The following is a 26128-nucleotide window of genomic DNA, read 5'->3' on the forward strand; positions in this document are numbered from 1 at the left end:
GAGGAGGCCGTCATGGCCGGGTCGGGCCCGCCATGACGAGCGAATAAGGTAGCTCTACCATTTTTCCCCGAACGGACGGATTTCAAGCTCAAAGGTCCAGGCGCTACGCGGCTGTTGATACAGTTGCCAGTAGGAGGCGGCAACCGATGCCGGCGGCATCAGCAAATCCGGATTGTCGAGCGCTTCCTTGCCCCAGAGCTGCGCGCGGCGCTCGCGTACCCAGGCGGTATCGACGCCGGAATCGATAATCAGGTGCGCGACATGGATGTTCTTCGGTCCAAGCTCGCGCGCCATCGATTGCGCCACCGCGCGCAACCCGAATTTGGCGCTGGCGAAGGCCGCAAACCCACTGCCGCCGCGCAGGGAGGCGGTGGCGCCGGTGAAGAAGATGTTGCCCCTGCCGCGCGGCACCATCAGCCGTGCCGATTCGCGGCCGGCGAGAAAGCCGGCCCAGCAGGCCATTTCCCACACCTTGCGGAACACCCGGTCGGTGGTCTCCAGGATCGGGAAATTGACATTGGCGCCGACGTTGAAGATGCAGACTTCCAGCGGCGCGAGCTTGTCCGCGTCGTTGAGAAAAGCTGCGACCTCGTCTTCCTTGCGCGCGTCGAGCGTGCGCGCCACGATCGAACCGCCCGCCGCTTCGACATCCCGGACCAGCGGCTCGAGCTTGGCGCCGTCGCGCCGTCCCGCGAACACGGTAAATCCTTCGGCGGCGAATTTCTTGGCAATCTCGGCGCCGATATAGTCGCCGGCGCCGATCACCGCGACGGTTGCGTTGCGCTTTTGCATTTGACGTTCTCCACTTGCCCTCGTCGTCGCGAGCAGCAGGGCGACGAAGCAATCCATTTCCAAATGAGCAAGAAGCTGGATTGCCTCGCTTCGCCCGCAATGATGGGATCACTTGCCTGAAATCAGTTCCTCGACCTCGCGCAACTGCTCCTTGCCGAAAAACATTTCCTTGCCGACGAAGAAGGTTGGCGAGCCGAACGCACCGCGCTCGACGGCGGCTTGCGTGTTCTCGATCAGTTTCGCCTTGAGGTCGGCCTCTTGCGCGCGGGCGAACAGCTTTGCCGCATCGAGGCCGGAGGCCGTAAGCGCTTTGAGCGCGATCTCGGGATCGTCCATCTTCTTTGGCTCGCGCCACATGTGGTGAAACGCGGCATCGACATATTTCTCGAATACGCCCTCGAGCTGTGCTGCGATGGCGGCCCGCATCAAATTGAGGGTATTGACCGGAAAGAACGGATTCCAGACATAGGGCTGGACCTTAAACCGCCGGACAAACCGCTCCGTCTCGAGCGCCTGAAATTCGCGCTTGTTCTTGACGCCGGCAAGCGTTTCGGCGGGAGATTTGTTGTTGGTAGCCTTGAAGATTCCGCCGAGCAAAATCGGCACATAGTCGAATTTCACCCCGGTGCGCTTTTCGATCGCCGGGATGGCCTCGTGGCTGAGGAAGGCGTTGGGGCTGCCGAAATCGAACATGAATTGCGGGGCGGTTGAGCTCACGGCGGTCTCCCTGGGCAATGATGACGGTTCTTATATGATCCCTATCATCTAACCAGCCTATCGGTTCGTATCTGCGGGATCAACCGCTGCGCGCCTGCGGATGGCGGCGAAAGGCTCGTTCTGCCAGCCTCGAGGCGTGGCTGCGCACATCGGCGGGCCATCCGGCGATCAATTTTTCGAAACCGGTGGCGTCTGCTGCGAACAGCGCGCGGATCGCGTCTTCGTAATGCGGTGCGTTGCCGGCCATGGCGGACATGAAACGATAGGCTGCGTCCTGCGCCTGCCGGATGCGATTCCCCTCCTCGCCGGTCCGCCGCGCCTCCTCGACCAGTTTGCGAATCGCAACCGAGGCGCCGCCGGGTTGTTGCGCCAGCCAGTCCCAGTGCCGCGGCAGCAACGTGATTTCGCGTGCGACCACGCCTAGTTTCGGCCGGCCCGGACCACGCGGGGTGGCCGGTGCGGCATCGTCACTGGTGGGGGTCGCGTCGTTGTTGTTAGGCAGCCGCGCCAGGACATCGTCGATGGTGCCGCGAAAATCGATATCGATCGGATGGCTGGTGCCGCCGTCGAACACGAGAATCGACGCATCCTTGCGCCGCTCCAGCAGCTCTTTCGCCGCTCGGGCGACGTCGCGCAGGTCGCCGGAGGCGATGCAACGGCTGCCGTCGAAGGCAATGGTGGCAATGTCGGGCTGCAGAACCAAAACGAATCTCCTCATTTGAAGCTTGGATTTATCCGGGTAAATTAGTCTTGTCAATAATATCCGGGTAATATTAGGTTCGCTTGGGGCGTCTCGACTTTCCGGTCCCCGGCTGGCACCACCAGACAAACGCGCCAAAGCTTCGGGGGAACGCCATGCTCACCGTCCATCACCTCAACAATTCCCGCTCCCAGCGCGTGCTGTGGCTATTGGAAGAACTTGGGGTTCCCTACGAGATCGTCCGCTATCAGCGTCAGCCGGACATGCGCGCTCCGGCCGAGCTGCGCGCGATCCACCCACTCGGCAAGTCGCCGGTCATTACCGACAATGGCAACACCGTCGCCGAATCTGGCGCGATCATCGAATACATCATCGGCACCTATGGCGAGGGGCGGCTGATCCCGCCGCCCAACACCCCGGAGCGGCTGCGCTACACCTATTGGCTGCACTATGCCGAAGGGTCCGCGATGCCGCCGCTTCTGCTGAAGTTGTTGTTCACGCTGATGCCGAAGCGCGCGCCGGCGTTGCTGCGTCCGCTGGTCCGCAAGGTCTCCAATCAGGCGCTGACCGCTTTGGTCAATCCGCAGCTCAAGCAGCACATGGCGTTCTGGGAAGGCGAGCTCGAAAAAAGCCAATGGTTCGCCGGCAGCGAGATCACCGCCGCCGACATCCAGATGAGCTTTCCGCTGGAAGCGGCCGCGGCGCGCGCCGGGCTCGATCAGGGCCATCCCAAAGCGATGGCGTTCCTCGAACGCGTTCACGCCCGCCCGGCCTATCAGCGCGCGCTCGAAAAGGGCGGGCCCTATACGGTGGGGCGCTAACGGTTCATCGCCCGGTCGCCGCGATCGCTTCCTTGACCAGGCGTCCGAGACCGCGGATGTCGCCGGTGGGATCGACGGCGTCGCCGAGCCTCACAATCACCATGTGCTGCGTCGGCAATATCACGACGCGCTGGCCGAGGTCGCCGGAGGCAAAGAATGCGTCGTGCGGCATCCCGAGCCGGACACGTCCCTTGGCATCGGGATGTTCGCTGCGATTGGTCCAGAACCCGGCGCCATAATCGGTGCCGAGGGTTGCCGCGGCGGAAAAGTCCACCCAGTCCTCGTGCAGAATGCGCTTGCCGCCGACCTCGCCGTTGTTCAGGTAAAGCAACCCGAACCGCGCCCAGTCGCGGGCGCTGGCCAGCATGTAAGTCGACGCCTGCAGCGTGCCGGCGCCATCGAACTCGAGCGTCACCGTTTGCATCCCCAGCGGGTTGAACAACTCGCGCCACGCGAACGCCAGCGTCTGCTCGGGGCCGCCGGTGATGTCGCGGATGATCCGCGCCAACAGCTGCGTCGTGGGGCTGCTGTAAGCCCATCGCGTTCCCGGCGGGGCGATCATGGCGGCCTTCGCGGCAAATCCGGCCATGTCGTTGTGCAGGTAGATCATCTGGCTGGAAGGATCGAAGCCGGAATTGGTTTCATCGAGCGCAAGCCCCGTGGTCATGCGCATCAGATGCTCGACCTCGATCTCGTGGCGCGGGTCGGTGGCGGCCCGCCATTCCGGGAACGGCGCCGGCAGCGACGGAGAGATGCGGCCCTGCTCGGTCAGGATGCCGAGCAGCGCGTTGACCACGGACTTGGTCATGGAGAATCCAAGCAGCGGCGTATCGACGCCGATGCCGTCGGCATAGCGTTCGGCGATGACCTTGCCGTCATGCACCACCACCACCGCCTTGGTTCGGCGAAACGGCGGTGTTGCCGGTTCTTCGAAGGCATGATCAAGCGCGGCCTTCAATGCTGGATCGGACGGTTCGACAACGGATGCACCGGCGATTTCCGGCAGCAGCGGCGGATTTTTCGCCGCCTTCAACGCGTCGATGTCGCTCTTGGGAATGTAAGGCTCGCTGGCTCCGTGCAGCAGCACGCAGCCGAACCCATCATGGAATGCCGCGCGGCTGCCAAGCCAGCCCAGCAGTGACGCGTCGACGATTTTGCCGGCGCGATCGACGCTATATCGCAAACCCCGGCGTAACCGGCGGAGGCCCTCGCGATCCGTGGTTTCGGTAAATACCGTTTGCGGATCGAGGCCGGAAACAAAGGTCTTCGAGCAGACATTATGCGCCACCACGCCGGTCGCGACGCGGATGGCGCGATCGGGACGGAACACGACGCCTGCCGCGGCCAATGCCGCCACAACCAAGACGCTTGCGACCAGCTTTCGCGAAACCACGGATTTTCCTTACGCGTCGCGGCTAGCCCGCCTTCTGGACTCCGCCGACCGACGGCAGCGCCATCACGGTGACGCCCGGCGGCGGCACGTCATCGTCGGGCACGAAGAAGTCCGACATCAAGGGCACCGTGGGATCGACGCGATAATGCTCGAAGTCGCGGACGCCGCTGGCGCTCAGTATCTTGCCATCGATGCAGAACTGCCCGGTGAATTCGCGGGACGGCTTGGTGAAAATCGCATAGGCCGCGTCGCCCATGATCTCCGGCTTGCGGCTGGCGCGCATCATGGCGTCGCCGCCGAGCAGATTGCCGACCGCGGCGGTCGCGATGGTGGTGCGCGGCCACAGCGCGTTGACGGCTACGCCTGCGGCCTTCAACTCGCCCGACAGGCCGAGCACGCACATGCTCATGCCGAATTTCGCCATCGTGTAGGCGGTGGAGTGCTCGAACCATTTCGTCTTCATGTCGAGCGGCGGCGACAGCATCAGGATGTGCGGGTTGCCGGCCTTCTTCAAATGCGGGATGCAGTATTTCGACACCATGAAAGTGCCGCGGGTGTTGATGCCCATCATCAAATCGAACCGCTTCATGTCGGTCATCTGCGAATCGGTCAGGCTGATGGCGCTGGCGTTGTTGACGCAGATATCGATGCCGCCGAATTCGGCGACGGTCTTGTCGATCGCCGCCATTACTTGCGTTTCGTCCCTGATATCGCAAAGCACCGGCAGCGCCTGGCCGCCGGCGGCGCGGACTTCCTCGGCAGCGGTATAGATGGTGCCCTTGAGTCTGGGATGCGGCTCCGCGGTCTTGGCCGCGATCGCGACATTGGCGCCATCGCGCGCGGCGCGCAGCGCGATCGCCAGCCCGATGCCGCGGCTGCCGCCGGATACGAACATCGTCTTGCCCTTGAGTGACGTCATCGTTCCTCCTTGCGAGTGGTTCTCGCCGGTTGTGCTTTTGCGCTACTCTCCCGCCGCTTCCGCGCCACGGAGGCGCGGATCGGGCGCGCCGAGCAATCCGTGTTCGGTGACGGCGATCGAATTGGCCGAGGTCTGGCCCATCGGCTCGACCACGCGATGGCCCATCGCCCTCAAGGCTGCCAGCGTTTGATCGGAAAAGCCATGCTCGGTTCTTACCTCGTCCGGCAGCCATTGATGATGCAGGCGGGGTGCGGCCACCGCGGCGGCGATATCCATGTGATAGTCGAGTACGTCGACGATCACCTGCAGCACCGTCGAAATGATACGGCTGCCGCCGGGCGAGCCCGTCACCAGCACCGGCTTGCCGTCCTTGAGCACGATGGTCGGCGTCATCGATGACAACGGCCGCTTGCCGGGGCCGGGCAGATTGGCCTCGAACCCCACCAGGCCGAAGGCGTTGGATGCGCCCGGTGCCGCCGTGAAATCGTCGAGCTCGTTGTTGAGCAGCACGCCGGTGCCTTCGGCGACCAGGCCGACGCCGTAGGGGAAATTCAGCGTATAGGTGTTGCTGACCGCGTTGCCCGAACTATCGACTACGGAAAAATGCGTGGTGTTGCTGCCCTCGCGTGGCGGCGACAGCACCTCGGTCGAAGGCGTCGCATGATCGGGATCGATGCTGGCCCGCTGCCTGGCCGCGTAGTCTTTCGCAATCAGGGTTGCAATCGGCGCGTTGACGAAGGCGGGATCGCCGAGATAGCGCGCGCGATCGGCGTAGGCGCGCTTCATCGCTTCGATCATCACATGCAGCGAGGGCGCCGTCCCCTGCTTCATGTCCGACATCGGGAAGCCCTCGAGGATATTGAGCATCTCAAACAGCACGACGCCGCCGGACGACGGCAACGGCATCGAGACAAGGTCATAGCCGCGATAGCTGCCGCGCAACGGCTCACGGATGGTCGCCCGGTACGATTTGAGATCATCCAGCGTCATGATGCCGCCGCCATCGCCGATCGCCCTCACCAGCTTTTCCGCAACCGGGCCCTGGTAGAAGCCGCGCGGCCCCTGTTTGGCAATCGCCGAGAGCGTCGCCGCCAGATCGGTCTGCACCAGCCTGTCGCCTTCTTGCAACGGCGTGCCGTCGGCGCGGGAAAACAGTTTCGCCGACGATGGCCAGCGCGCCAGCCAGCGATGCTCGTCCGGCAGCGTGTCGGCGATGTCGTCGGCGACCAGGATGCCGTCGCGGGCCAGGTCGATTGCGGGTTTCAGCAAATCCGCCAGCGTGAATTTACCCGAACCGTATTTCTCCAGCGCCAGCGCCAAACCGGCGGGCGTGCCGGGGACACCGATGCCGAGTGCCGATTCGCGCGACTTTGCGGCATCGGGCTTGCCGTCGGGCCCGAGAAAGATCCCGGGCGTGGTCGCCGCCGGCGCGGTCTCGCGGTAGTCGATCGCGATATCCTCGCCGCGATCCCTGGAATGGATCACCATGAAGCCGCCGCCGCCGATGTTGCCCGCGCGCGGATAGGTCACGGCCATGGCGAAGGCGGTTGCCACCGCGGCGTCGACCGCATTGCCGCCGCGCTTCAATATATCGGCGCCGATGTCCGCGGCGATTTTCTCCTGCGCGACCACCACGCCGTGTTCGGCGGCAACGGCATGGATGGTGGTGGTGGCGGGAGGCGTGTGAAAGTCACGGTAATCCTGCGCCGCCGCCGGCATGCAAGCTGCGGCCACCAGCAGGAGGCCTGCGAATATCCGGCGCCGCTCGGTTGCAAAAATGGTCATCAAATTCCGTTGCAGGTTGAAGCCAATCCGGTGCTAGCACATACCATCGCGTCCGCGGATGCTATATGGGGTTCGTCGCTGCAGGCAAAACGCCTCCTCGTGATTCGGCGGTATTTCGAGTATGGCGATGAAAGATTCGGTCGCGGGCAAAGCCGAAACGCAGCAGATTTATCCGCCCCGTGCCGCCGTTATAAGCTGGATTTTCTTCGATTGGGCGGCGCAACCTTATTTCACGCTGATCACCACCTTCGTGTTCGCGCCCTATTTCGCCACCCATGTGGCGCCGGATGCCGCGAGCGGACAGTCATTGTGGGGCTTTGCCACCGCCGCGGCCGGCTTGACGATCGCGCTGATGTCGCCGGTGCTGGGCGCGATCGCCGACGCCAGCGGCCGCCGCAAGCCGTGGATCGCGGCGTTTGGCGCGCTATTGGTGCTCGGCTCCGGCCTGATGTGGTTCGGCAAGCCCGGCGACACTAAAGTGATTGCGCCGCTGCTGCTCGCCTACGGGATTGCGACCGTCGGCGTCGAATTCGCCACCGTGTTCAACAATGCGATGATGCCGACGCTGGTGCCGCCGGAGCAGATCGGGCGATTGTCCGGCACCGGCTGGGCCACCGGCTATGTCGGCGGCATCCTGAGTTTGATCCTGGTGCTCGGCTTCCTTGCCGCCGACCCTGCCACCGGCCGCACGCTGTTCGGATTTGCGCCCTTGTTCGGTCTCGATCCCGTCACCCATCAGGGCGACCGCATCACCGGCCCGCTGACCGGCATCTGGTTCGTCATTTTCGTGCTGCCGATGTTTGCGCTGACGCCGGATTATCCGGCCAGGCAAAAATTGCGCGACGCATTGCGATCGGGATTGACCGGGCTCAGGCAGACCCTTGGCGAACTGCCAAAGCAACAATCGATGGCGGCGTTTCTGCTCGCCAACATGATCTACACCGACGGCCTGGTGTCGCTGTTTGCGTTCGGCGGCATCTATGCCGCCGGCACGTTCAACTGGCAGACGATCCAGATCGGCAGCTTCGGTATTCTGCTGGCGATCGCCGGCACCCTGGGGGCGTGGCTCGGCGGCAAGCTCGACGACTCCTTAGGGCCAAAGCGCGTGATTGCCGGCAGCATGCTGATCCTTTTGCTGTCGATCGTTGCGATATTGCTGGTGGACAAGGATTCGATCCTGTTCATCAAGGTCGCGCCGCCGGCGCCGGGCGGTGCGCTGTTCGCGAGCGCCGCCGAACGCGCCTACCTGGTGCTGGGATGCCTGATTGGCGCAGCCGGCGGGCCGCTGCAGGCGGCGTCGCGCACGCTGCTGATACGCTTGGCGCCGAAAGACCGCATCGCGCAATATTTCGGGCTGTTCGCGCTGACCGGAAAAGTCACGTCGTTCGTCGGGCCGTTCTTGATCGGGATCATCACCGCCGTGACTGCAAGCCAGAAAGCCGGCATGGCGGTGCTGGTGGCGTTTTTCGTGGCCGGCCTGGCGCTATTGGGAAGGGTGCGGGAGTAGCATTCAAATTTCAACGTCGTCCCGGCCAAGCGGAGCGCGAGCCGGGACCCATACGCCGTGTCGTGTCGTTCGTGCAGGAAGGTAGAGACCTTCCATCACAACCAACGTCTGTGGTTAGGGGTCCCTGCTTTCGCAGGGACGACCATGGACCGTTCAATGCCTGAAATGCCGCACGCCGGAGAACACCATGGCGATGCCGTGGTCGTCGGCGGCCTTGATGACTTCCTCGTCGCGGATCGATCCGCCGGGCTGGATCACCGCGGTGGCGCCGGCTTCGATGGCGACCAGAAGCCCGTCGGCAAACGGAAAGAACGCATCGGAGGCAACCACCGAACCCTTGGTCATCGGGGCGGCGAGCCTGGCTTCGTCGGCCGCATCCTGGGCCTTGCGGGCCGCGATGCGTGCAGAATCGACCCGGCTCATCTGCCCGGCGCCGATCCCGACGGTGGCGAGATCCTTGGCATAGATGATGGTGTTCGACTTGACGTGCTTGGCGACGCGGAAGGCGAATTTGAGATCGCGCAATTCAGCGTCGGTGGGTGCGCGCCTGGTCACCACCTTCAGCGTCATGTCGTCGACCACGGCGTTGTCGCGGCTCTGCACCAGCAATCCGCCGGCAACGGTCTTGGCGGTCAGCCCGGCGCCGCGGGGGTCGGGCAAGCCGCCCGCCAGCAGCAGCCGCAAATTCCTGCGCTTGGCGATGATCGCAATCGCTTCCTCGGTGGCGTCGGGTGCGATGATGACCTCGGTCAGAATTTCGGTGATGGCGCGCGCGGCATCTGCGTCGAGCGTACGGTTGACGGCAATGATGCCGCCATAGGGTGCCTGAGTGTCGCAGGCGAATGCCTTGCGATAGGCGGTGACGAGGTCGGGACCTTCCGCGACACCGCACGGGTTGGCGTGTTTGACGATGACGCAGGCGGCGGTGCGCGCCGCATCGAATTCGCCGATGCATTCATAGGCGGCATCGGTGTCGTTGATGTTGTTGTACGACAGTTCCTTGCCCTGCAGCTGTCGCGCCGTCGTCACGCCCGGTCGGCGATCCGGCGTGCGATAGAACGCCGCGGTCTGATGCGGGTTCTCGCCATAGCGCAGCGGCTGAATCAGCCGGCCGCCGATGGCGCGGAAGTCCGGCGCGTCGGTTCTGAGCTGGACGGCGAACCAGTTCGAGATCGCGGCGTCATAGACGGCGGTGCGGGCATAGGCCTTGGCCGCAAGATGGCGGCGCAGCGCGAGCGTGGTTGAGCCGTTGTTGGCCACGAGTTCATCGAGCACGGCCTGATAGTCTCCGGCTTCGACCACGACGGCGACATCATCGTGATTTTTCGCCGCCGCGCGAATCATCGCGGGCCCGCCGATGTCGATGTTTTCGATGCACTCCTCGAAGCCGGCACCTTTGTCGACGGTCGCCTCGAACGGATAGAGATTGACGACCAGGAGGTCGATCGGCGCGATGCCGTGATCCTTCATGGATTGCGCGTGCGCGGCGTTGTCGCGGATCGCCAGCAACCCGCCATGCACTTTCGGATGCAGGGTCTTGACCCGGCCATCCATCATTTCCGGAAAACCGGTGAGTTCCGAAACATCGGTGACCTTCAGTCCCGCGTCCGCGATCGCTCTCGCGGTGCCGCCGGTGGAGACGAGGTCGATGCCCTGCCCGGCCAGCGCACGGGCGAATTCAATCAGCCCGGATTTATCGGATACGGACAGTAAAGCGCGGGTCACGCGGCGCGGATGGTCGGTCATGCATCGGTCCTGGCTGGCAAGGACGCCGGGTAGCACGGTTTTGTCGGTCACGGAACCAGGGAAGGTCGCTTGTGGAAATCTCCCTCCCCCCTTGTGGGGGAGGGTGGGGTGGGGCGTAGACGCGAGTCAGGTGCTTGTAGCTTACTCCTCTCCCTGACCTCCCCCACAAGGGGGGGGAACGCGATTTCCTACAACGGCAATTCCGGTTCTCGGCGCGCGTTGCGCTTGGCCGTTGTCACCGAGGCCGAAGCGGTCGAGCGGACAAAACTCCAGCGGATGCTGGAGGCATGCCGCGCATCCTGCTGGATCACGATCTGGGCGGTGCGGCGCGGACCGTCGGTTCCCGCCAGGAAGACGCTGTCCTCCAGATCGACCTTGTCGTCCAGTGCCTCGAAGGTCCAGACGTCGCGGTTCGGCAGCACCAGCATGACGCCGCGCGCGTCGCTGAGCCGGCTCGCCTTCACCGAGGGGTGCAGATGAAACCGCAAGGCATAATCGGTAGCGACGCCCCTCATGCGCGCATCCGAGGCCGGCGCCAGCGTGTCCTCGCCGTCGAGCCTGGAGCCGTCATGCGCCACCATCAAGACGCGCCGGTGGATCACGCCGAACTGCGCCAGGTAGCCGTCATGCGATGTGGTCAGCAGTTCGCCATTGGCGACCATCTCGCGATGGCTTTCGACGTCCGTCGGGCCGCTGATGATGGGCGCGCCCTGCAACAGCCGCTTCATCGCCGAGAGTTCCACGAAATGGCAGGACGACGTGCCGTGATAGGTCAGGGTCGAATGCGCCGGCGTACCGCGCGCGAACGCCCGCCAGTTGTCGCGGCCGGTGGCCGGCATGCCGCAATTGATCACGATCCGGCTTGGGCCGGACGACATCTCGAAGGACAGACAGCCGGCATGGGCGTCGTGGCTGACACTCGGCGGCGGCGGCGGGCCGGTGTCCATGATCACCGTCATGGCCCCGGCTTCGAGGCGCTGGAAGCCGGTGTGCGGCATGCTGGCCATCGGCGCGCCGCGGGTATCGTCATAGGCGAGCAGGGTCGCCAGCAGGTCCGACGGCGCGTTGCTCATGCCGTTGAACAGCGCAAAACTGCCGTCGCCATGGCGGAAGAAGCGCAGCATCGGCATCATGCGGTCGATCGCATTCAACAACGCCGGCGGCGGGGCGATGTTGCGGGCGGCGAAAGTCTGGCGCAGCGGCAGCAGGTCGATCAACAGTTCAATCAACGCGCCGGGGTTGCGGGAAATATGCCCGCCATCGGGGAGAATCTGGCGCTGCAGTTCGTCGGAGAGCTTGCGCGTCGCGGCGCGGATGTGCCGCGCCTGGTTGGCAAGGCAGAGCGAGGCGTAGCACAGCGCGATCAGCACCTGCAGCCGCGGCACCCCGTCGGGAATATCCAGCATGGTGTAGCGCAGATAACGGATTTCGCGGGTCAATCCGCGCAGGTAACGGCGATAGAACTTGCCGTCGGTGTCGCCGAGCACCAATGGCGCCTGCGACAACAGCGAAATTACGCGGCGCGCCAGCACGTCGGCGCGGCGGCCGATCGCGCGCTTGCGCGCGGTGTTCGAGATCCAGTCGTCGACCAGCGAGCGCGCATTGGCGCGGGTGAGCGCGGTATCGGCGGCGCGCAAATGCCGCAGCCACCCGAAGCCGAGCAGCGCCACCTCCCAATCCTCCGATGGCGGCTCGAGGTCGAAGATCGAGCGGCCGTGGCAGGTGACGATCTTGCCGGCGAACACGAAGCGGCCGGCATAGATTTCGGCCGCGCGGGTGGCGTCGGCGGTGCGCAAATCGTGCGGCGCCATGATCAGGCGGTCGGTGCGGCCCGGCCACAGCCGCGACAGCGCGACCGAGCCGCCGCTGGCGCGCGCCATCAGATTCCGCGCGAAGCGGCCCATGATCAGCGTCGAGATGCGTCTGCGTTGAGCGACCGACACGCTTGCCCTTGATGTGGGGATTCCCTTGCGAATCTCTTTTTAGTCCGGAAACGCGATCAAGACACCATCTTGAAATATCTTGAAAAATATCTTGAACCCGGCCGAATCGGGCAGCCGAAGCGGCAATACCCTGTAATCTCAGGATTTAACCAGCCGCGCGGCGTAAAAGCCATCGAGGCCGCCCAGCCGGGGGTCGTCGTGCGGCAGATGGCAGGGCAGGGTGCGCAGGTCGCCTTCGGCGGTCACGATCTCGGCGAGGCCCGCGACCTCGCCGGCCTCGATCGGCGCCCGGCGCAGGGTTGCTTCGGCGGCGAGAAGCGCGGCTATGGCCTGCTCGCCTTCCTCCGGTTCCAGCGAACAGGTGCAGTAGATCAGCGTCCCGCCGGGTTTGAGCAAAGCGACCGCCTTCTGCAGCAACCGCTTCTGCAACGCCGTCAGGGCGGCGATGTCGGCATCCTGCCGCAGCCAGGCTATGTCGGGATGCCGACGGATGGTCCCGGTGGAGGCGCAGGGCGCATCGACCAGCACGCCGTCGAAGCGCTCGCCGCCATCGCCGCCGTTATCCTTGGGCCACTCGACGGCGTCGGCGACCCCGGTCTTCGCCTCCAGCGCCAGCCGCGCCAGATTGTCGCGCAGCCGTGCGACGCGGTTGGGCGAACGGTCGATCGCGGTGACGTGCGCGCCGGCCTGTGCGAGTTGCGCGGTCTTGCCGCCCGGCGCTGCGCACAGATCGGCGATGGTCTTGCCGGCGACGTCGCCGAACAGCCGCGCCGGCAACGCGGCGGCGGCATCCTGCACCCACCATTGGCCGTCGGCGAAGCCCGGCAGCATCGTCACCGGGCCCTGCAGCAGCGTGCGCACGGACCCGGTCGGCAACACCTCGCCGTGCAGCCGCGTGGCCCACTGTGCGGCGTCGGACTTGACGGTGATATCGAGCGAGGGCTCTTGCCCGATCGCGATGGCAATGGCCCGCGCGACGGTCTCGCCGTAATGGGCGGTCCAGCGCGCCAGCAGCCATGGCGGAACATCGAGCGTCTGCGACTTGACCTCGTCGATCAGCGGCTGGCCCTCGCGCGCGCAGCGGCGCAGCACGGCGTTGACGAGGCCGGCATATTTCGCGGCGCGCCGGTCGCTCTGCACCAGTCGCACCGCCAAATCGACCGCGGCATGGTCGGGCACATCCATCCACAGGATCTGCGCGGCACCGATCAGAAGCGCGCTTTGCGCGCGCGGCGCGTCGGTCGGGATACCGCGATCGAGCAGTCGCGACAGCACATGGCCGAGGGTGCCAAGCCGCCGCAAGATCGTCGCCACCAAACGGCGCATCAGCGCGCGGTCACGATCGGAGAGCGTCTTGAGGCCGGGATGGGCGGCGGCGCCGTCGAGCTGCTCGTCGAGCGTCCGGCGCTTATGCAGCACGCCATCAAGGATATCCGCCGCGATCCGCCGCGCCGCAAGACCGGGCACCTCGGATGGCAAAGCGAATCTTTGAGGAGGCATGGAGCGGGAACATCACGCGGGAGTGGGGGGATGGCGGTCAGGCGGGTTTGGCGCATGCCATCATGAGGAAAAACACCTGTGCCATGCGAATATGCCAAATATAAGAATCGCCACTATATTCTCACAGATATGTCCTCGACATGACGTGCCGCGGGCAGCAGGAAACTTTGCCGGGAAGCCATGACTGACGATCCGCCGCCGCCTGCAGCAACAGGCCAATCATCGCCGCAACGCAAGCCGCTGACGCCCGAGGCCCAGCGCGCGCTCGTCGAGGCCGAAGCGCGCCGTGCCGCGGCCGCCAAGGCCAGTGCCCAGCCCGGGACCAGAGAGTTCCAGGGACCGAAGGGCCCGGAACCGACGCGCTATGGCGACTGGGAAAACAAAGGCATTGCCTCGGATTTTTAGTCCCGCGTCATTCCGGGATGCGCCTTACGCCCACGCCGAGACGCGTGTGCCGGAACGACGGCGCGAAAAAAAGCCCCGGGCGATGCCGGGGCTTTTGCATTCTCAAAGAGCCAAGAACAAAGGAGCCAAGAACAAGGGCCCGGATCAGCGCGAAACCACCACGGTGGTGCCGACGGAGACGCGCCGGTAGAGGTCGGTAATGTCCGCATTCAGCATCCGGATGCAGCCATAGGAAACGAAGCCACCGACCGATCCCGGCATGTTGGTGCCATGGATCGCATACTCGCCGCCGGCCAGCGTCATGGCGGCAACGCCCATCGGATTGCGCGGCGAGCCGCCCGGAATGACATTCGGCATCGAGGGCTTGTCGCGCTTCACTTCAGCCGGGGGCGACCAGGCCGGATTGGTGTATTTGCCGTCGATCCGGGTGGTGCCGGCCCATTGCTTGCCGGCCTTGCCGACACCGACGGGATAGCGGACGGCATGGCCCTGATCGAGAACGAGATACAGCCGGCGCTCATTGGTCTTGATCACAATCGTGCCCGGCGAGTAGTCGCCCCGGAAACCGACCATATCCGGCCGCGCCTCGGCCGGCGCCACGGTCAACAGACCCGTCCCGATGATGGCTGATAACGCCACCGCAATCCTCAACGACATCATTCTCTCCACTTCGCTGCCGTCACCCCCCTTCGGGGCCGTCAAATCCCGCGCAAACCCTTGCAAAACGCCAGCCCGCACCGGGGTTGTTTGCGCACGTATTTTTAACCGCGTGCGTTAACCAACCGGTTTCCGCAGGTGCGCCCGGGACTAGTTCAGACGGGGCAACAAAGGAAATGTTGCAAACAAAGTAAATGACTTGAAAACAACACTCGTCAGGAAACGTACGGCGCGGGGCCGCCTGTCCCTGACGATTGCGTGAGATTTACCCCCCTCGCCGCGCATTTTGCGCGGTCGAGACGAGCGAAATTCGCTCTTGAAGGGCCTAGGCCGAGGCGCCCTTCTTGTTCTGGCGGTGCGCGACCAGGTCTTCCACCACCGCGGGATCCGCCAGCGTCGAGGTATCGCCGAGGCTTCCCGGCTCGTCCTCGGCGATCTTGCGCAGGATGCGGCGCATTATCTTGCCGGAGCGGGTTTTCGGCAGGCCCGGCGCAAATTGTATCAGGTCCGGCGAGGCGATCGGTCCGATGTCCTTGCGCACCCAGGCCACCAGTTCCTTGCGCAAGGCCTCGCTCGGCTCCTTGCCGGTCATCAGCGTGACATAGGCGTAGATGCCCTGTCCCTTGATGTCGTGGGGATAGCCGACCACGGCGGCCTCCGACACCGCATCATGCGCCACCAGCGAACTCTCGACTTCGGCGGTGCCCATGCGGTGGCCGGAGACGTTGATCACGTCATCGACGCGTCCGGTGATCCAGTAATAGCCGTCGGCGTCCCTGCGGCAGCCGTCGCCGGTGAAGTACTTGCCCTTGTAGGTCGAGAAGTAGGTCTGCTCGAAGCGCGCATGATCGCCATAAACAGTGCGCATCTGGCCCGGCCAGGATTTGGCGATGCACAGATTGCCCTGGCATTCGCCCGACAGAACCTTGCCGTCGGCGTCGACGATTTCGGGCACCACGCCGAAGAACGGCTGCGTCGCCGAACCGGGCTTGAGCCTGGTCGCGCCCGGCAGCGGCGTGATCAGGATGCCGCCGGTCTCGGTTTGCCACCAGGTGTCGACGATCGGGCAGCGTTCGTCACCGACCACGCGATGATACCATTCCCACGCTTCCGGATTGATCGGCTCGCCGACGCTGCCGAGCAGCCGCAGGCTCTTGCGCGAGGTTTTCTTGACCGGCTCGTCGCCGCCCTGCATCAGCGCGCGGATCGCGGTCGGCGCGGTGTAGAAAATGTTGACCTTGTGCTTGTCGACCACATTCCAGAATCGCGAATTGTCAGGGTAATTCGGCACGCCTTCGAACATCAGCGTGGTGGCGCCGTTCGCCAGCGGCCCGTAGAGAATATAGCTGTGGCCGGTGACCCAGCCGACGTCGGCGGTGCACCAGTAGACATCGCCGTCGTGATAGTCGAACACGTATTGATGCGTCATCGACGCGAACACGAGATAGCCGCCCGAAGTGTGCAGCACGCCCTTGGGCTGGCCGGTTGAGCCCGAGGTATAGAGGATGAACAGCGGATCCTCCGCGTTCATCGGCTCGGCCGGACATTCCGTCGTCACCATTTCGGCGGCGTCGTGGTACCAGAAGTCGCGTACCGGATCCATCGCGACCGGTGCGCCGGTGCGCTTCACCACCACAACCCAGTCGACGCCGCCGCTTTTGGCGATCGCCGCATCGACATTGGCCTTCAGCGGCACCTTCTTGCCGCCGCGCAATCCCTCGTCGGCGGTGATCACGATCTTCGACTGGCAGTCGGTGATGCGCTGGGCGAGGCTGTCAGGTGAAAAGCCTGCGAATACCACCGAATGGATGGCGCCGATCCGCGCGCAAGCCAGCATCGCGTAGGCGGCTTCCGGAATCATCGGCAGGTAGATCGTGACGCGGTCGCCCTTGCCGACGTTGCGGGTGCGCAGGATGTTGGCGAACTTGCAGACCTCATCGTGCAGTTGACGATAGGTGATGTGTTTCGATTCGGAAGGGTTGTCGCTCTCCCAGATGATCGCGGTCTGGTCGGCGCGCTTCTCCAGATGCCGGTCGATGCAGTTCCAGGCGACGTTGAGAACGCCGTCCTCGAACCATTTGATCGAAACCTTGCCGGGCGCGAACGAAGCGTTCTCGACCTTGGTGAAGGGCTTGATCCAGCCGATCCGTTTGGCCTGTTCCGACCAGAAGCCGTCGGAATCCTTGACCGAGCGCGCGTACATCTCGCGGTACTTGGCGCTGTCCACCCAGGCGCGCTTGGCCCATTCCGCGGGTACGTCGTAAGTCTTCTCGGACATTGGATTCCTCCACTCAAGCGGCATGGTTACGCGGCCCCGCAAGCCGTCTTGGTTATTGCCGCGGATTATGCGTTGCCGCGCCGTGCCGGGACAAGCCGGAAAACATCCTCGACCTGGTCGGTTTCGCGTTGCCGTCCGCCAGACCCCGGCGTCGGCGATCACGATCGCGTTTCGCCTGCCCGGAAAATCAACCCTATTGAGCGGGTCGTGCCGTTGCCGGTAACCAGTAACCGTAAGTCGCAAAAGCGGGGCTAGCGCTGGCGGCGATTACCCCCTAAATGGCCTCCCCGGGGCCGAGCGGCCTGCCGGAACCAAGGACCGATCATCGGCATTACCGGAAGAACAGTTGGAGCAAGGCGTCTAAACTCATGATGGATCAGCAGAATTTCGAGGCTACGCGGCCCGTATCCGCCGATCCCTCCGTGGCGTTGGCGAAAGCCTTGGGGCAACTGCCGGAAGTCGCACCCGCGGCGCCGCCGAAGCGAGCGCCCAACGCAACGCCCCAGACGTCGGTCGAAGACCTTGCCCAGGAGCTTGGCCTCAAGCTCGGCGACCAGAACGAGTTGACCATCCGCCGCATCAAACGCGGCAAAAGCTATTCCTTCATCCGCGCCAACGGCAAAGCGATCCGCCACAGCGGCACCATCAAGCGACTCAAGGCGATGGCGGTGCCCCCTGCCTACGCACATGTCCGCTACGCTCCGGATCCAGCCTCGCATTTGCAGGCGGTCGGCCGCGACGCCGCGGGCCGGCTGCAATACCGCTATCACTCCGATTGGGAGAAGGTTCGCGAGCAGCGCAAGGCGCACCGGCTGGCGCGGCTGGTCGCGGCCTTGCCGAAAATCCGCCGCAACGTCTCGGCGCATCTTTCCGGCGACGCGCCGACCCGCGAATTCGCGCTGTCGGCGGTGATCGAACTGATCGCGCGCACGGCGATCCGTCCCGGCAATGAATCCTACGCCCGCCTCAACGGCACCCGCGGCGCCACCACATTGCTGAAATCCAACGTCGTGCTGGAAGACGATTGCCTGGTGCTGACCTTCAAGGCCAAGGGCGGCAAGGCCGTGCGCAAGGAATGCGACGCCGCCAAGCTGGTGCGCGCCATCGGCATCCTGCGTGACGTGCCGGGCAAGCGGATGTTTCAGTACCGCGACAATTCCGGCACCGTCCGCGCGGTCTCTACCACGCAGGTCAACGCGTTCCTGCGCGAGATCGCCGGCATCAAGATTTCGCTGAAGGACTTCCGCACCTTGATGGCGTCCGCCGTGGTGCTGGAATCGCTGTCGCGGATTTCACCGGCGCAAAGCGCCCGCGGCCGCCGCAGGCAGGTGCTGGAAGCGGTCCGCGCCGCAGCCGATGAATTGTCCAATACCCCGGCGATCTGCCGCAAGAGCTACGTGCACGACACCATCGTTACCGCCTTCGAGGACGGCATCCTCGAACGCTTCGCCGCGACCATGAAGGGCTATCGCTCGCAATCGAAGCGCGAGCAGTTATTGGCGCAAGTGGTGACGGCGGCGGCGGCATAGGCAGCCGTCATGCGCGGGCTTGACCCGGCAATGACGCGTTACACCCCGCCCATCTTGCAGACGATCTTCCACTCTTCGGCCGTGACCGGTTGCACGGACAGCCGCGAATATTTCACCAGCGCCATGTCGGCCAGCCGTTTGTCGGCCTTGATGGCGGCCATCGTCACCGGCGTCTTCAAGGGCTTGTCAGCCTTGATGTCGACGCACACGAACTTGCCGGTCTTGTCGGTGGCGTCGGGATAGGCTTCCTTGATGATCTCGGCGATGCCGACGATCTCCTTGCCCTCGTTGGAATGATAGAAGAAAGCGCGGTCGCCTTTCTTCATCTTCACCAGATTCTGCCGCGCGGTGAAATTGCGCACGCCGGTCCAGGCTTCGCCCTTGGCGCCTTTGGCGACCTGCTGGTCCCATGACCAGCTCGAAGGTTCCGATTTCACCAGCCAGTAGTTCACGGGTCCACCATCCATCCACGTCTTCCTTCTAGCCTAAATTACCAAGACCTGGATGCGCGCGACAAGCGCGGCCATGACGGGAATGAAATCATTCCTCCGCCTTGAAGGGACGCGCCAGCAAGCCCTCGACCGCCTCGTCGATCGTCGAAGTGCGGCTCAGGATCGCCGCCACCGCCTGGGATACCGGCATATCGACGTCTTGCGAAGCCGCCAGTTCGATCAGCACCGGTGCTGTGAATTCGCCTTCGGCGAGTTTGTCGCGTGGCGGCTGCTCGCCGCGGCCGAGCGCCACGCCGAGCGCGAAATTGCGCGATTGCGGGCTCGAGCACGTCAGGATCAGGTCACCCAGCCCCGAGAGGCCCACCATGGTTTCGCTGCGCGCGCCGCAGGCGCGGCCAAGCCGCACCAGTTCGCTGAAGCCTCGCGTGGTCAACGCCGCCTGCGCCGAGGCGCCGAAGTTGCGGCCGACCACGATGCCGGCGGCGATCGCCAGCACGTTTTTCGCCGCACCCCCGATCTCGACGCCGCGCACGTCCGTGGTGTGGTAGGGCCGGAAGGTTGCAGAGCCCAGTGCATGAACCAGCGCGCGGGCGAGCGTTTCATCCTTTGCCGCCAGCGTCACCGCGGTCGGCAGGCCGCGCGCCACGTCCTGCGCGAAACTCGGCCCCGACAGGATCGCCGGGATCGCATCGGGTGCGGATTCCGCGATCACTTCGGTCATGAATTTGTGGGTGCCGCGCTCGATGCCCTTGGCGCAGGCGATGACAGGCGTCGCCTTGGCGAGATGAGAGGCAAGCGCCACGACAGCCTCGCGCAGGTTCTGTGCCGGCGTTGCGATCAGGATGACGTCCGCGCCCGCCGCAACGCCAAGATCGTTGGTCACCTGTATGCCGGCGTTCAATTGCAGGTCCGGCAATTTTGGATTGGCGCGCGTGGCCGCAATCTCCGAGGCGCGCTGCGGGCTGCGCCCGTAGAGAACGACATCGCGCCCGGCGCGCGCCGCGACAGCGGCCAGCGCCGTCCCCCATGCGCCGGCGCCGATCACGCTTATCGATTGGAATGACGTCATCGCTAGACTCGGTGCGCCCCCTCGCCCCGCGCTCTTGTCCGCCGAAGCCCGCCTTCGGGCGAAGGCGGATGCGGGGAGAGGGCTGGGATGAGGGGTTCTTCGATCCGCGAACAAGGATGGAGATGGGTATGCGGAGAGCCCCCCTCACCCGGACTGCTTCGCAGTCCGACCTCTCCCCGCAAGCGGAGAGAGGTGAGCAATATTTCGTCGCGCGAATCCTCATTCATGCGGAAGTCCCTGGAACGCTGCTCTTGTGTTGGCGAAGCCCGCCGGCGCCGTGGCGCTGGCATCGAGCAGCCAGCGCGCGCGGGGCGGAGCGTCCATCGCATCGATCATGCCCAGCGCCAGCCGTTCCGCGCCGGCCCAGGCGATCATCGCGCCATTATCGGTGCACAAAGCGGGCGGCGGTATGATCAGCGTGGTCTGCGCTTTGGCGGCGACGTCCTGCAACGCGCTGCGGATCGCCTGATTGGCGGCGACGCCGCCGGCGGCGACCAGCGCGCGGGGCGGACCGAACCGTTCGTGAAAGAGCTTCAGGCCGACGCGAAGCCGATCCGCCGTCGATTCCAGCACCGCCGCCTGAAAGCCGGCGCAGAGATCGCTGATGTCCTGCGGTTCCAGCGGGGTCAGCCGGCTGGCCTCGTTGCGCACCGCGGTCTTCAAGCCTGACAGCGAGAAATTGGCATCGGCGCGCCCGAGCATCGGCCGCGGAAACGCGAACCGTTTGGCGTCGCCGCTACCGGCGGCGCGCTCGACCTCGGGGCCGCCCGGATAGGGCAGCCCGAGCATTTTTGCGATCTTGTCGAAGGCCTCGCCCATGGCGTCATCGACGGTGGTACCGAGCCGCACATATTTTCCGACACCGATCACGGCGACGATCTGGGTATGGCCGCCGGAGGCGAGAAACAGGCAATAGGGAAACGCCAGCGCGCAAGTGAGCCGCGGCGTCAGCGCATGGGCCTCCAGATGGTTCACCGCGATCAGCGGCGTATTGTGTACCATCGCGATGGCCTTCGCAGTGGTCAGGCCCACGATCACGCCGCCGATCAGGCCCGGGCCCGCGGCGGCGGCGACCGCCGATAGCTGCCCAAAACCCGTTCCGGATTCCTTCATGGCGCTGGCGACGATGCCGTCGAGCACGTCGACATGGGCGCGCGCCGCGATCTCCGGCACCACGCCGCCGAACGGGGCGTGTTCCTCGGTTTGCGAGCGGATGATGTTGGATAAAATTCGCCCCGATCCGTCGCTTTGGCGCTCGACCACGGCCGCTGCGGTTTCATCGCAGGTGGTCTCGATCCCCAGCACCAGCATCGGTGTTCCGTTGTCCAATGTGAGCCCTTGCGTTATCGGCGAAACCGGCGTTTTTCCTTGTTTTCCTGAAGCGTTTTCAAGCGAAGTGGATGCCGGTTCGCGTAAAGAAAACGCGTCAAAACAATGTATAAGAGTCCCGGTTCCGATCTAATCGGAACCTGAGGCTCTAGCATTGCTCGGTCTCGAAGTGCAATCGTCCGATAAGGCAGATGCCCGGTTCGCGGAGACCTGAAGCTTGGCCATTCTCGTCACACGCGCGCATCCTGACGATGAGACCACCGCTGCAGGCCTGCGCGCCAAGGGCCTCGACGTTCTGCTGGCCCCGATGTTGCGGTTCGAAGCGGTCCCGTTCCACGACGATATCGACGCACGCTACGGCGCCGTGATCGTCACCAGCGCCAATGCCTTGCGCGGCATCGGGCCTCACCTTGAGGGGAGCCGGCTGCTCAAGCTGCCGTTATTCGCGGTCGGCGAACACACCGCATCCGCCGCGCGCCGTGCCGGATTCAGCAACGTGATTCCGGCCGGTGGCGACGCCGTTGCGCTACGTAACCTGGTGCTTGCCGGCGTGAAGGCGAAAACGCTGAAGAAAGCCAGCACATTGCTCTATCTGGCGGGCGCGGATCTGGCGCGCGATCTTGCCGGCGAACTCGGCGAGCACGGCTTCAGCGTCGTTACCCATACGACCTACCGGATGAATCCGGTAACCGGCCTGCCGCGCGAGGTGTGCGACGCCTTCGCCGCCAGCCGGATCGAGGCGGTGCTGCATTATTCGAGGCGCAGCGCGCGCGCCTTCCTGGAGGCAACACGCGCCGCGGGCGTCGAAATCTCCGCATTGGCGGTCCCGCAATGCTGCATCTCGGATGCCGTCGCCTCGATCGTGCGGGACGCCGGGGCCACGCAAGTCATGGTGGCGCGTTCGCCGGACGAAAATGCCTTGTTCGAGGCGCTGGATCGTGCTTTGCGCGCCTGATCGCGCTACAAGGCGTTTTCAAGCGAAGCAGGAACCGGAGAATTGTGGCAATGGTCGATGACAGGCCCGAAGACAACGAACGTTCGCCGGATTTGGGCCGGGCCAAACGTGCGCCGCCGACCATCGACCTCGAAGCGTCGGAAGTATCCGGCGAGACCCGGGATCCCGGCGACGGCGCGGGGCGCGCTCGCTGGTTCGCGGGGCCTTCGAAGGCTGCGATTTCATCGGCAATCGTTGCGATAATCGCCGGTGCGGCCACCGCCGCGCTGGTGATCGGCGTAGCCTGGTTCGCAGGCTGGCCCTCGGCTTCGCCGCCTGCCGCGCCCACGGTCGATAATGCCGTCATCGACGGTCTTGCCACCCGCATCGCCAGCGTAGAGTCCAAAACCAGCACGCCGACTGCCACCGCGTCCGATCCCGCGGCTGCCGCGCGCATCGAGGCGCTGGAGAAATCGGTTGCAGCGTTGCGCAGTGAACTGGCGGCGGCGCGGGCGCAGTCGGAGAAGCTTGCGGCAGCCATCAATGACGCCAAATCAGCGCCGCGCGAAGCCGCTCCAGCGCCGGACCTGGCCGCGATCAACGAGCGCCTTGCCCAGATCGAACGCACGACGTCCGCCCAGACCACCGAGATCGCGCAGGAAGGCGCCAGGATTGCGGACAGCAGGCCGGCGGACGACGCACCGTTGCGCCGCCTGGTGGTGACATCCATGCTCGACGTTTCGGTTCGGCAGGGCGATCCCTATGTCGCATCGCTCGCTGCGGCGAAATCGCTGGCCACCGATGCGGACCCATTGAAGCCGCTCGACGGCTTCGCGGCCTCGGGGGTGCCGAGCGCTGCGGCATTGAGCCGTGAGCTGTTGACGCTAGTGCCAAAACTGTCGCCGCCGGCGCCGGAGAATGCCACCACCGGATCGGGCGTTCTCGGCCGGCTCGAGGCCGGTGCGTCACGGCTGGTCCGCATTCAGCGCACCGATACCGTCGGCAACGACCGCGGCGCTATCGTCGCGCGGGTCACGGCGGCAGCGCTGCGCAACGACATGGCCGAGGCGCGGCGCGAGTTGAATACGCTGGCGCCGGACGATCGCGCCGCCGCGCAGGGCTGGCTCGACAAGGCCGATGCGCGCGACGCGGCGCTGGCCGCTTCGCGACAATTTGCGGCCGACGCCATGGCGGCGCTCGCCAAACCCCGGCCGTAGGATTCTGATGTTCCGGATCATTCTGTTTCTGGTGTTGATTGCGCTGGCAGCCGCGGGCGCGGCGTGGGTCGCCGATCAGACCGGCGAGATCGTGCTGTCATGGGGCGGCTGGCGCATCGAGACTTCGCTGCCGGTATTCGCGCTGATGCTCGGCGTCGCCGTGGTTGCCGCGATGCTGGCGTGGAGCATGATACGCGCGCTGTGGCGGACGCCCGAACGCCTCCGGCGCCTCCGGCGCGAACGCCGTCAGGCGCGCGGCCGCCACGCCATTACCCACGGGCTGCTCGCAATCGGCCACGGCGATTCGGCTTCCGCCCGCGCCCATGCCGGTGTCGCGCGCCGTCATGCCGCCAACGATCCGCTGGCGCTGCTGCTGCACGCGCAATCCGCCCAACTCGACGGCGACCGCGAAGGCGCGCGGCGTGCTTTCCGCGCCATGGCCGAACGCGAGGATACCCGGCTGTTGGGCTTGCGCGGGTTGTTCATCGAAGCCCAGCGCGCCGACGATCCGGTCGCCGCGGTCGGAATCGCGGAGGAAGCCCTGAAGCTGGCGCCGGCTTCGACCTGGGCGTCGCAGGCGGTGCTCGGATTTCGCTGCGCGCAGGGCGACTGGAGCGGGGCGCTGACCATCCTCGACAACAATCTTTCTTCTGGCCTGATCGACAAGGCGACCTATCGGCGCCAGCGCGGCGTGCTGCTGACCGCGCGCGCGCTGGAACTGGAAAATGTCGATCGCGACCTGTCGCGCGACAGCGTGATGGAAGCGGTAAAGCTGGCGCCGACCCTGGTGCCGGCCGCGGTGCTCGCCAGCAAATACCAGAGCGAGGCGCATCAGGTGCGGCGTTCGATGCGCATTGTCGAGGCGGCATGGCTGGCGCATCCGCATCCCGATCTCGCCGACGCCTACTCGCATGTGAAGCTCGGCGATTCCGCGCGCCAGCGCCTGGTGCGCGTCGAGACGCTGGCCGCCAAGGCGCCGGGACATCTCGAGAGCGCGCTGGCGGTTGCCCGCGCCGCGATCGATGCGGCGGAATTTACGCGCGCGCGCGAGGCGCTGGCGCCGTTCACGGCAGCACCAACCCAGCGGATGGCGATGCTGATGGCGGAAATCGAGCGCACCGAACATGGCGACAGCGGCCGGGCGCGGGCCTGGACCTTGCGCGCGGTGCGCGCGCTGCACGATCCGGTGTGGACCGCGGATGGCTATGTCAGTTCGTCCTGGCGGCCGGTGTCGCCGGTGTCGGGCCGGATCGACGCCTTTCAATGGGAGACGCCGCTGGCCGCACTGCCTTCGGACAAGGATCCGGCGATCGAATCTTCGCCGTTCGAGCAAGCGATGCTGGCGCCGCGCAGCACCACGCCGGCAAATGGTTCGGGAAGCGACGCTCCGGTCGAGCCGAAACCTTCCGCCGCGCAGGATAATGTTCCGGCCGCCGTCGAACCGACCCCCGTCGTGACATCTCCGCCGCCCTCCGATTCCGTTGCGGCGGCGCCATTGTTCCGCGCGCGCCAGGATATTCCCAAGGGGGTTCCGTCCGGCATTCCCGCCGTGATTCCCATTATTCGCGCGCCCGACGATCCCGGAATCGACGACGAGCCGGCGAGCGATGAATTCGCCGAACAGATCAATCCGGCGCAGGGCCAGGCCGGCGGCTGGCGCGGCTTTCTGTCCCGCTGGGGCGGCTAAATCACACCCCGCCGGCGCCCGTTTTTCTTGCCAAAGCGGGCGCTGGCCGATATCAGGTGCGGGCGTTTTCAGCCCTTGCTAGACGCGAAGCCGCTTGGTCCGCCGCAATAGCTCAGTTGGTAGAGCACGTCATTCGTAATGACGGGGTCACAGGTTCGAGTCCTGTTTGCGGCACCAGTGACTTTGCTGAACCGACGCGACTTGCCCTAATTGCCACTTGAACGCTCGCAAGATGTTTGAAAGGGTTTTCTCGTCTGCGGATAGTCCGGCAAGACGAGGGTGCAGCGTGGGGTTTGACCAAAGGTCCGCTTCGATCGTTCCCGGCCGGGCCGCCGTCATCTCGCTGATCGTATTTTTCTTGCTCGCGCACATCATCGGCATCGCGTTCGTCAATCGAGGCATCACCAATGGTCAGATTATCGCGGGCGACGGGCTGTTTTATTACGAGTACCTTCCTTCGCTGATCCTCGATGGCGATCTGGACTTCGGGAATCAGCGTGCCGCCGCGCAGCAACTCAATATTCCTTACAACTGGCAGGCTCCCCATCTTGCAAGAACAAGCACCGGCCTGCCCGGTACCCCGTTCGCTCCGGGTTGGGCGGCATTAACCGCGCCGTTTTTTATCGCTGGACACGCACTTTCGTTGAGCTTGTCCGCGGTGGGCGTACCGGTGCGGCTCGATGGCTACGGCTTGATCGATCAATTCGCGACCAACCTCGGGGCCGTGATCTACGGCCTCTTCGGAATC

General features: G+C 65.0%; 22 protein-coding genes and 1 tRNA gene. 9 read left to right on the plus strand and 14 right to left on the minus strand.

Features of this window, described 5'->3' with window-relative positions:
* Window positions 1-54 precede the first annotated feature (54 nt).
* From E7813_RS06580 to E7813_RS06590, 3 genes are all read right to left on the minus strand, one after another.
* Window positions 55-792 carry an SDR family oxidoreductase gene (locus E7813_RS06580; protein ID WP_291572053.1) on the minus strand — a complete coding sequence of 246 codons (738 nt, stop codon included), beginning with the start codon at window positions 790-792 and terminating at the stop codon, window positions 55-57.
* A 108-nt stretch (window positions 793-900) separates the two neighbouring features.
* A complete protein-coding gene (locus E7813_RS06585) occupies window positions 901-1509 on the minus strand; it encodes a 2-hydroxychromene-2-carboxylate isomerase (RefSeq protein ID WP_291572055.1) in 609 nt (202 codons plus the stop codon).
* A 79-nt stretch (window positions 1510-1588) separates the two neighbouring features.
* Entirely contained in the window at window positions 1589-2212 is a 624-nt protein-coding gene (locus tag E7813_RS06590; RefSeq protein WP_291572057.1) for a DUF2239 family protein, read from the minus strand.
* 152 nt (window positions 2213-2364) lie between these two features.
* Between E7813_RS06590 and E7813_RS06595 the strand changes: the two genes are divergently transcribed.
* Window positions 2365-3030 (plus strand): glutathione S-transferase, encoded by a 666-nt coding sequence (locus E7813_RS06595; protein ID WP_291572058.1) that lies wholly within the window; start codon window positions 2365-2367, stop codon window positions 3028-3030.
* A 4-nt stretch (window positions 3031-3034) separates the two neighbouring features.
* Here the strand turns inward: E7813_RS06595 and E7813_RS06600 are convergent, their stop codons facing one another.
* From E7813_RS06600 to ggt, 3 genes are read right to left on the minus strand one after another with little or no spacing between them, the layout of a single operon-like run.
* Window positions 3035-4423: a serine hydrolase gene (locus E7813_RS06600; RefSeq protein ID WP_291572060.1), complete on the minus strand. Its 1389-nt coding sequence runs from the start codon at window positions 4421-4423 to the stop codon at window positions 3035-3037.
* Between the two features lie 22 nt (window positions 4424-4445).
* Window positions 4446-5342 carry an NAD(P)-dependent oxidoreductase gene (locus E7813_RS06605; RefSeq protein WP_291572062.1) on the minus strand — a complete coding sequence of 299 codons (897 nt, stop codon included), beginning with the start codon at window positions 5340-5342 and terminating at the stop codon, window positions 4446-4448.
* A 42-nt stretch (window positions 5343-5384) separates the two neighbouring features.
* Window positions 5385-7127 carry a gamma-glutamyltransferase gene (gene ggt / locus E7813_RS06610; RefSeq protein WP_291572063.1) on the minus strand — a complete coding sequence of 581 codons (1743 nt, stop codon included), beginning with the start codon at window positions 7125-7127 and terminating at the stop codon, window positions 5385-5387.
* A gap of 121 nt (window positions 7128-7248) precedes the next feature.
* On the opposite strand from ggt, the gene E7813_RS06615 reads away from it, so the two are divergent.
* On the plus strand, window positions 7249-8634 hold the full coding sequence (locus E7813_RS06615) for an MFS transporter (protein ID WP_291572065.1): 1386 nt from the start codon (window positions 7249-7251) through the stop codon (window positions 8632-8634).
* A gap of 153 nt (window positions 8635-8787) precedes the next feature.
* Here the strand turns inward: E7813_RS06615 and purH are convergent, their stop codons facing one another.
* From purH to E7813_RS06630, 3 genes are all read right to left on the minus strand, one after another.
* Window positions 8788-10380: a bifunctional phosphoribosylaminoimidazolecarboxamide formyltransferase/IMP cyclohydrolase gene (gene purH / locus E7813_RS06620; RefSeq protein WP_291572067.1), complete on the minus strand. Its 1593-nt coding sequence runs from the start codon at window positions 10378-10380 to the stop codon at window positions 8788-8790.
* 188 nt (window positions 10381-10568) lie between these two features.
* A complete protein-coding gene (locus tag E7813_RS06625; protein WP_291572094.1) occupies window positions 10569-12284 on the minus strand; it encodes a heparinase II/III family protein in 1716 nt (571 codons plus the stop codon).
* 177 nt (window positions 12285-12461) lie between these two features.
* The gene (locus E7813_RS06630; RefSeq protein ID WP_291572069.1) at window positions 12462-13823 is read right to left on the minus strand and encodes an RsmB/NOP family class I SAM-dependent RNA methyltransferase; all 1362 of its coding nucleotides are present in this window, start codon (window positions 13821-13823) and stop codon (window positions 12462-12464) included.
* A 180-nt stretch (window positions 13824-14003) separates the two neighbouring features.
* Between E7813_RS06630 and E7813_RS06635 the strand changes: the two genes are divergently transcribed.
* The gene (locus tag E7813_RS06635; protein ID WP_291572071.1) at window positions 14004-14228 is read left to right on the plus strand and encodes a DUF1674 domain-containing protein; all 225 of its coding nucleotides are present in this window, start codon (window positions 14004-14006) and stop codon (window positions 14226-14228) included.
* Between the two features lie 144 nt (window positions 14229-14372).
* On the opposite strand, the gene E7813_RS06640 is transcribed toward E7813_RS06635, so the two are convergent.
* Both E7813_RS06640 and acs read right to left on the minus strand, forming a co-directional pair.
* Window positions 14373-14885, minus strand: coding sequence for a L,D-transpeptidase (locus tag E7813_RS06640; protein WP_291572073.1), 513 nt, complete (start codon window positions 14883-14885; stop codon window positions 14373-14375).
* A 325-nt stretch (window positions 14886-15210) separates the two neighbouring features.
* Entirely contained in the window at window positions 15211-17163 is a 1953-nt protein-coding gene (gene acs / locus E7813_RS06645) for an acetate--CoA ligase (protein ID WP_291572075.1), read from the minus strand.
* Window positions 17164-17531: 368 nt separating this feature from the next.
* On the opposite strand from acs, the gene E7813_RS06650 reads away from it, so the two are divergent.
* The gene (locus E7813_RS06650; protein WP_291572076.1) at window positions 17532-18692 is read left to right on the plus strand and encodes a DNA topoisomerase IB; all 1161 of its coding nucleotides are present in this window, start codon (window positions 17532-17534) and stop codon (window positions 18690-18692) included.
* 38 nt (window positions 18693-18730) lie between these two features.
* Here E7813_RS06650 and E7813_RS06655 read toward each other — a convergent pair whose 3' ends face one another.
* The 3 genes from E7813_RS06655 to tsaD all read right to left on the minus strand — a co-directional run bounded on the left by E7813_RS06655 (window position 18731) and on the right by tsaD (window position 21524).
* Window positions 18731-19144 carry an EVE domain-containing protein gene (locus tag E7813_RS06655; protein WP_291572095.1) on the minus strand — a complete coding sequence of 138 codons (414 nt, stop codon included), beginning with the start codon at window positions 19142-19144 and terminating at the stop codon, window positions 18731-18733.
* An 88-nt stretch (window positions 19145-19232) separates the two neighbouring features.
* Window positions 19233-20213 carry an NAD(P)H-dependent glycerol-3-phosphate dehydrogenase gene (locus tag E7813_RS06660; protein ID WP_291572078.1) on the minus strand — a complete coding sequence of 327 codons (981 nt, stop codon included), beginning with the start codon at window positions 20211-20213 and terminating at the stop codon, window positions 19233-19235.
* Window positions 20214-20432: 219 nt separating this feature from the next.
* Window positions 20433-21524, minus strand: coding sequence for a tRNA (adenosine(37)-N6)-threonylcarbamoyltransferase complex transferase subunit TsaD (gene tsaD / locus E7813_RS06665; RefSeq protein WP_291572097.1), 1092 nt, complete (start codon window positions 21522-21524; stop codon window positions 20433-20435).
* A 235-nt stretch (window positions 21525-21759) separates the two neighbouring features.
* On the opposite strand from tsaD, the gene E7813_RS06670 reads away from it, so the two are divergent.
* The 5 genes from E7813_RS06670 to E7813_RS06690 all read left to right on the plus strand — a co-directional run.
* Complete coding sequence (locus tag E7813_RS06670) at window positions 21760-22497, plus strand: uroporphyrinogen-III synthase (RefSeq protein WP_291572080.1); 738 nt, start codon at window positions 21760-21762, stop codon at window positions 22495-22497.
* Between the two features lie 50 nt (window positions 22498-22547).
* Complete coding sequence (locus E7813_RS06675; RefSeq protein ID WP_291572082.1) at window positions 22548-23693, plus strand: hypothetical protein; 1146 nt, start codon at window positions 22548-22550, stop codon at window positions 23691-23693.
* A 7-nt stretch (window positions 23694-23700) separates the two neighbouring features.
* Window positions 23701-25380 (plus strand): heme biosynthesis HemY N-terminal domain-containing protein, encoded by a 1680-nt coding sequence (locus E7813_RS06680; RefSeq protein WP_291572083.1) that lies wholly within the window; start codon window positions 23701-23703, stop codon window positions 25378-25380.
* A 101-nt stretch (window positions 25381-25481) separates the two neighbouring features.
* Window positions 25482-25557, plus strand: a tRNA-Thr gene (locus tag E7813_RS06685).
* A gap of 109 nt (window positions 25558-25666) precedes the next feature.
* Window positions 25667-26128: hypothetical protein (locus E7813_RS06690; protein ID WP_291572086.1), on the plus strand; the 462-nt coding region annotated here is incomplete at its 3' end.

Source organism: Bradyrhizobium sp. (assembly GCF_004799405.1).
In the GTDB taxonomy this organism is placed as follows: domain Bacteria; phylum Pseudomonadota; class Alphaproteobacteria; order Rhizobiales; family Xanthobacteraceae; genus Bradyrhizobium.

What these genes read in the sequence shown, in the direction of transcription:
- E7813_RS06580 (WP_291572053.1), bottom strand. Translation starts at nt 792, where the DNA reads ATGCAAAAGCGCAACGCAACCGTCGCGGTGATCGGCGCCGGCGACTAT.
- E7813_RS06595 (WP_291572058.1), top strand. Translation starts at nt 2,365, where the DNA reads ATGCTCACCGTCCATCACCTCAACAATTCCCGCTCCCAGCGCGTGCTG.
- E7813_RS06605 (WP_291572062.1), bottom strand. Translation starts at nt 5,342, where the DNA reads ATGACGTCACTCAAGGGCAAGACGATGTTCGTATCCGGCGGCAGCCGC.
- ggt (WP_291572063.1), bottom strand. Translation starts at nt 7,127, where the DNA reads ATGACCATTTTTGCAACCGAGCGGCGCCGGATATTCGCAGGCCTCCTG.
- E7813_RS06615 (WP_291572065.1), top strand. Translation starts at nt 7,249, where the DNA reads ATGGCGATGAAAGATTCGGTCGCGGGCAAAGCCGAAACGCAGCAGATT.
- purH (WP_291572067.1), bottom strand. Translation starts at nt 10,380, where the DNA reads ATGACCGACCATCCGCGCCGCGTGACCCGCGCTTTACTGTCCGTATCC.
- E7813_RS06625 (WP_291572094.1), bottom strand. Translation starts at nt 12,284, where the DNA reads ATGGGCCGCTTCGCGCGGAATCTGATGGCGCGCGCCAGCGGCGGCTCG.
- E7813_RS06630 (WP_291572069.1), bottom strand. Translation starts at nt 13,823, where the DNA reads ATGCCTCCTCAAAGATTCGCTTTGCCATCCGAGGTGCCCGGTCTTGCG.
- E7813_RS06635 (WP_291572071.1), top strand. Translation starts at nt 14,004, where the DNA reads ATGACTGACGATCCGCCGCCGCCTGCAGCAACAGGCCAATCATCGCCG.
- E7813_RS06640 (WP_291572073.1), bottom strand. Translation starts at nt 14,885, where the DNA reads ATGTCGTTGAGGATTGCGGTGGCGTTATCAGCCATCATCGGGACGGGT.
- acs (WP_291572075.1), bottom strand. Translation starts at nt 17,163, where the DNA reads ATGTCCGAGAAGACTTACGACGTACCCGCGGAATGGGCCAAGCGCGCC.
- E7813_RS06650 (WP_291572076.1), top strand. Translation starts at nt 17,532, where the DNA reads ATGATGGATCAGCAGAATTTCGAGGCTACGCGGCCCGTATCCGCCGAT.
- E7813_RS06660 (WP_291572078.1), bottom strand. Translation starts at nt 20,213, where the DNA reads ATGACGTCATTCCAATCGATAAGCGTGATCGGCGCCGGCGCATGGGGG.
- tsaD (WP_291572097.1), bottom strand. Translation starts at nt 21,524, where the DNA reads ATGCTGGTGCTGGGGATCGAGACCACCTGCGATGAAACCGCAGCGGCC.
- E7813_RS06675 (WP_291572082.1), top strand. Translation starts at nt 22,548, where the DNA reads ATGGTCGATGACAGGCCCGAAGACAACGAACGTTCGCCGGATTTGGGC.
- E7813_RS06680 (WP_291572083.1), top strand. Translation starts at nt 23,701, where the DNA reads ATGTTCCGGATCATTCTGTTTCTGGTGTTGATTGCGCTGGCAGCCGCG.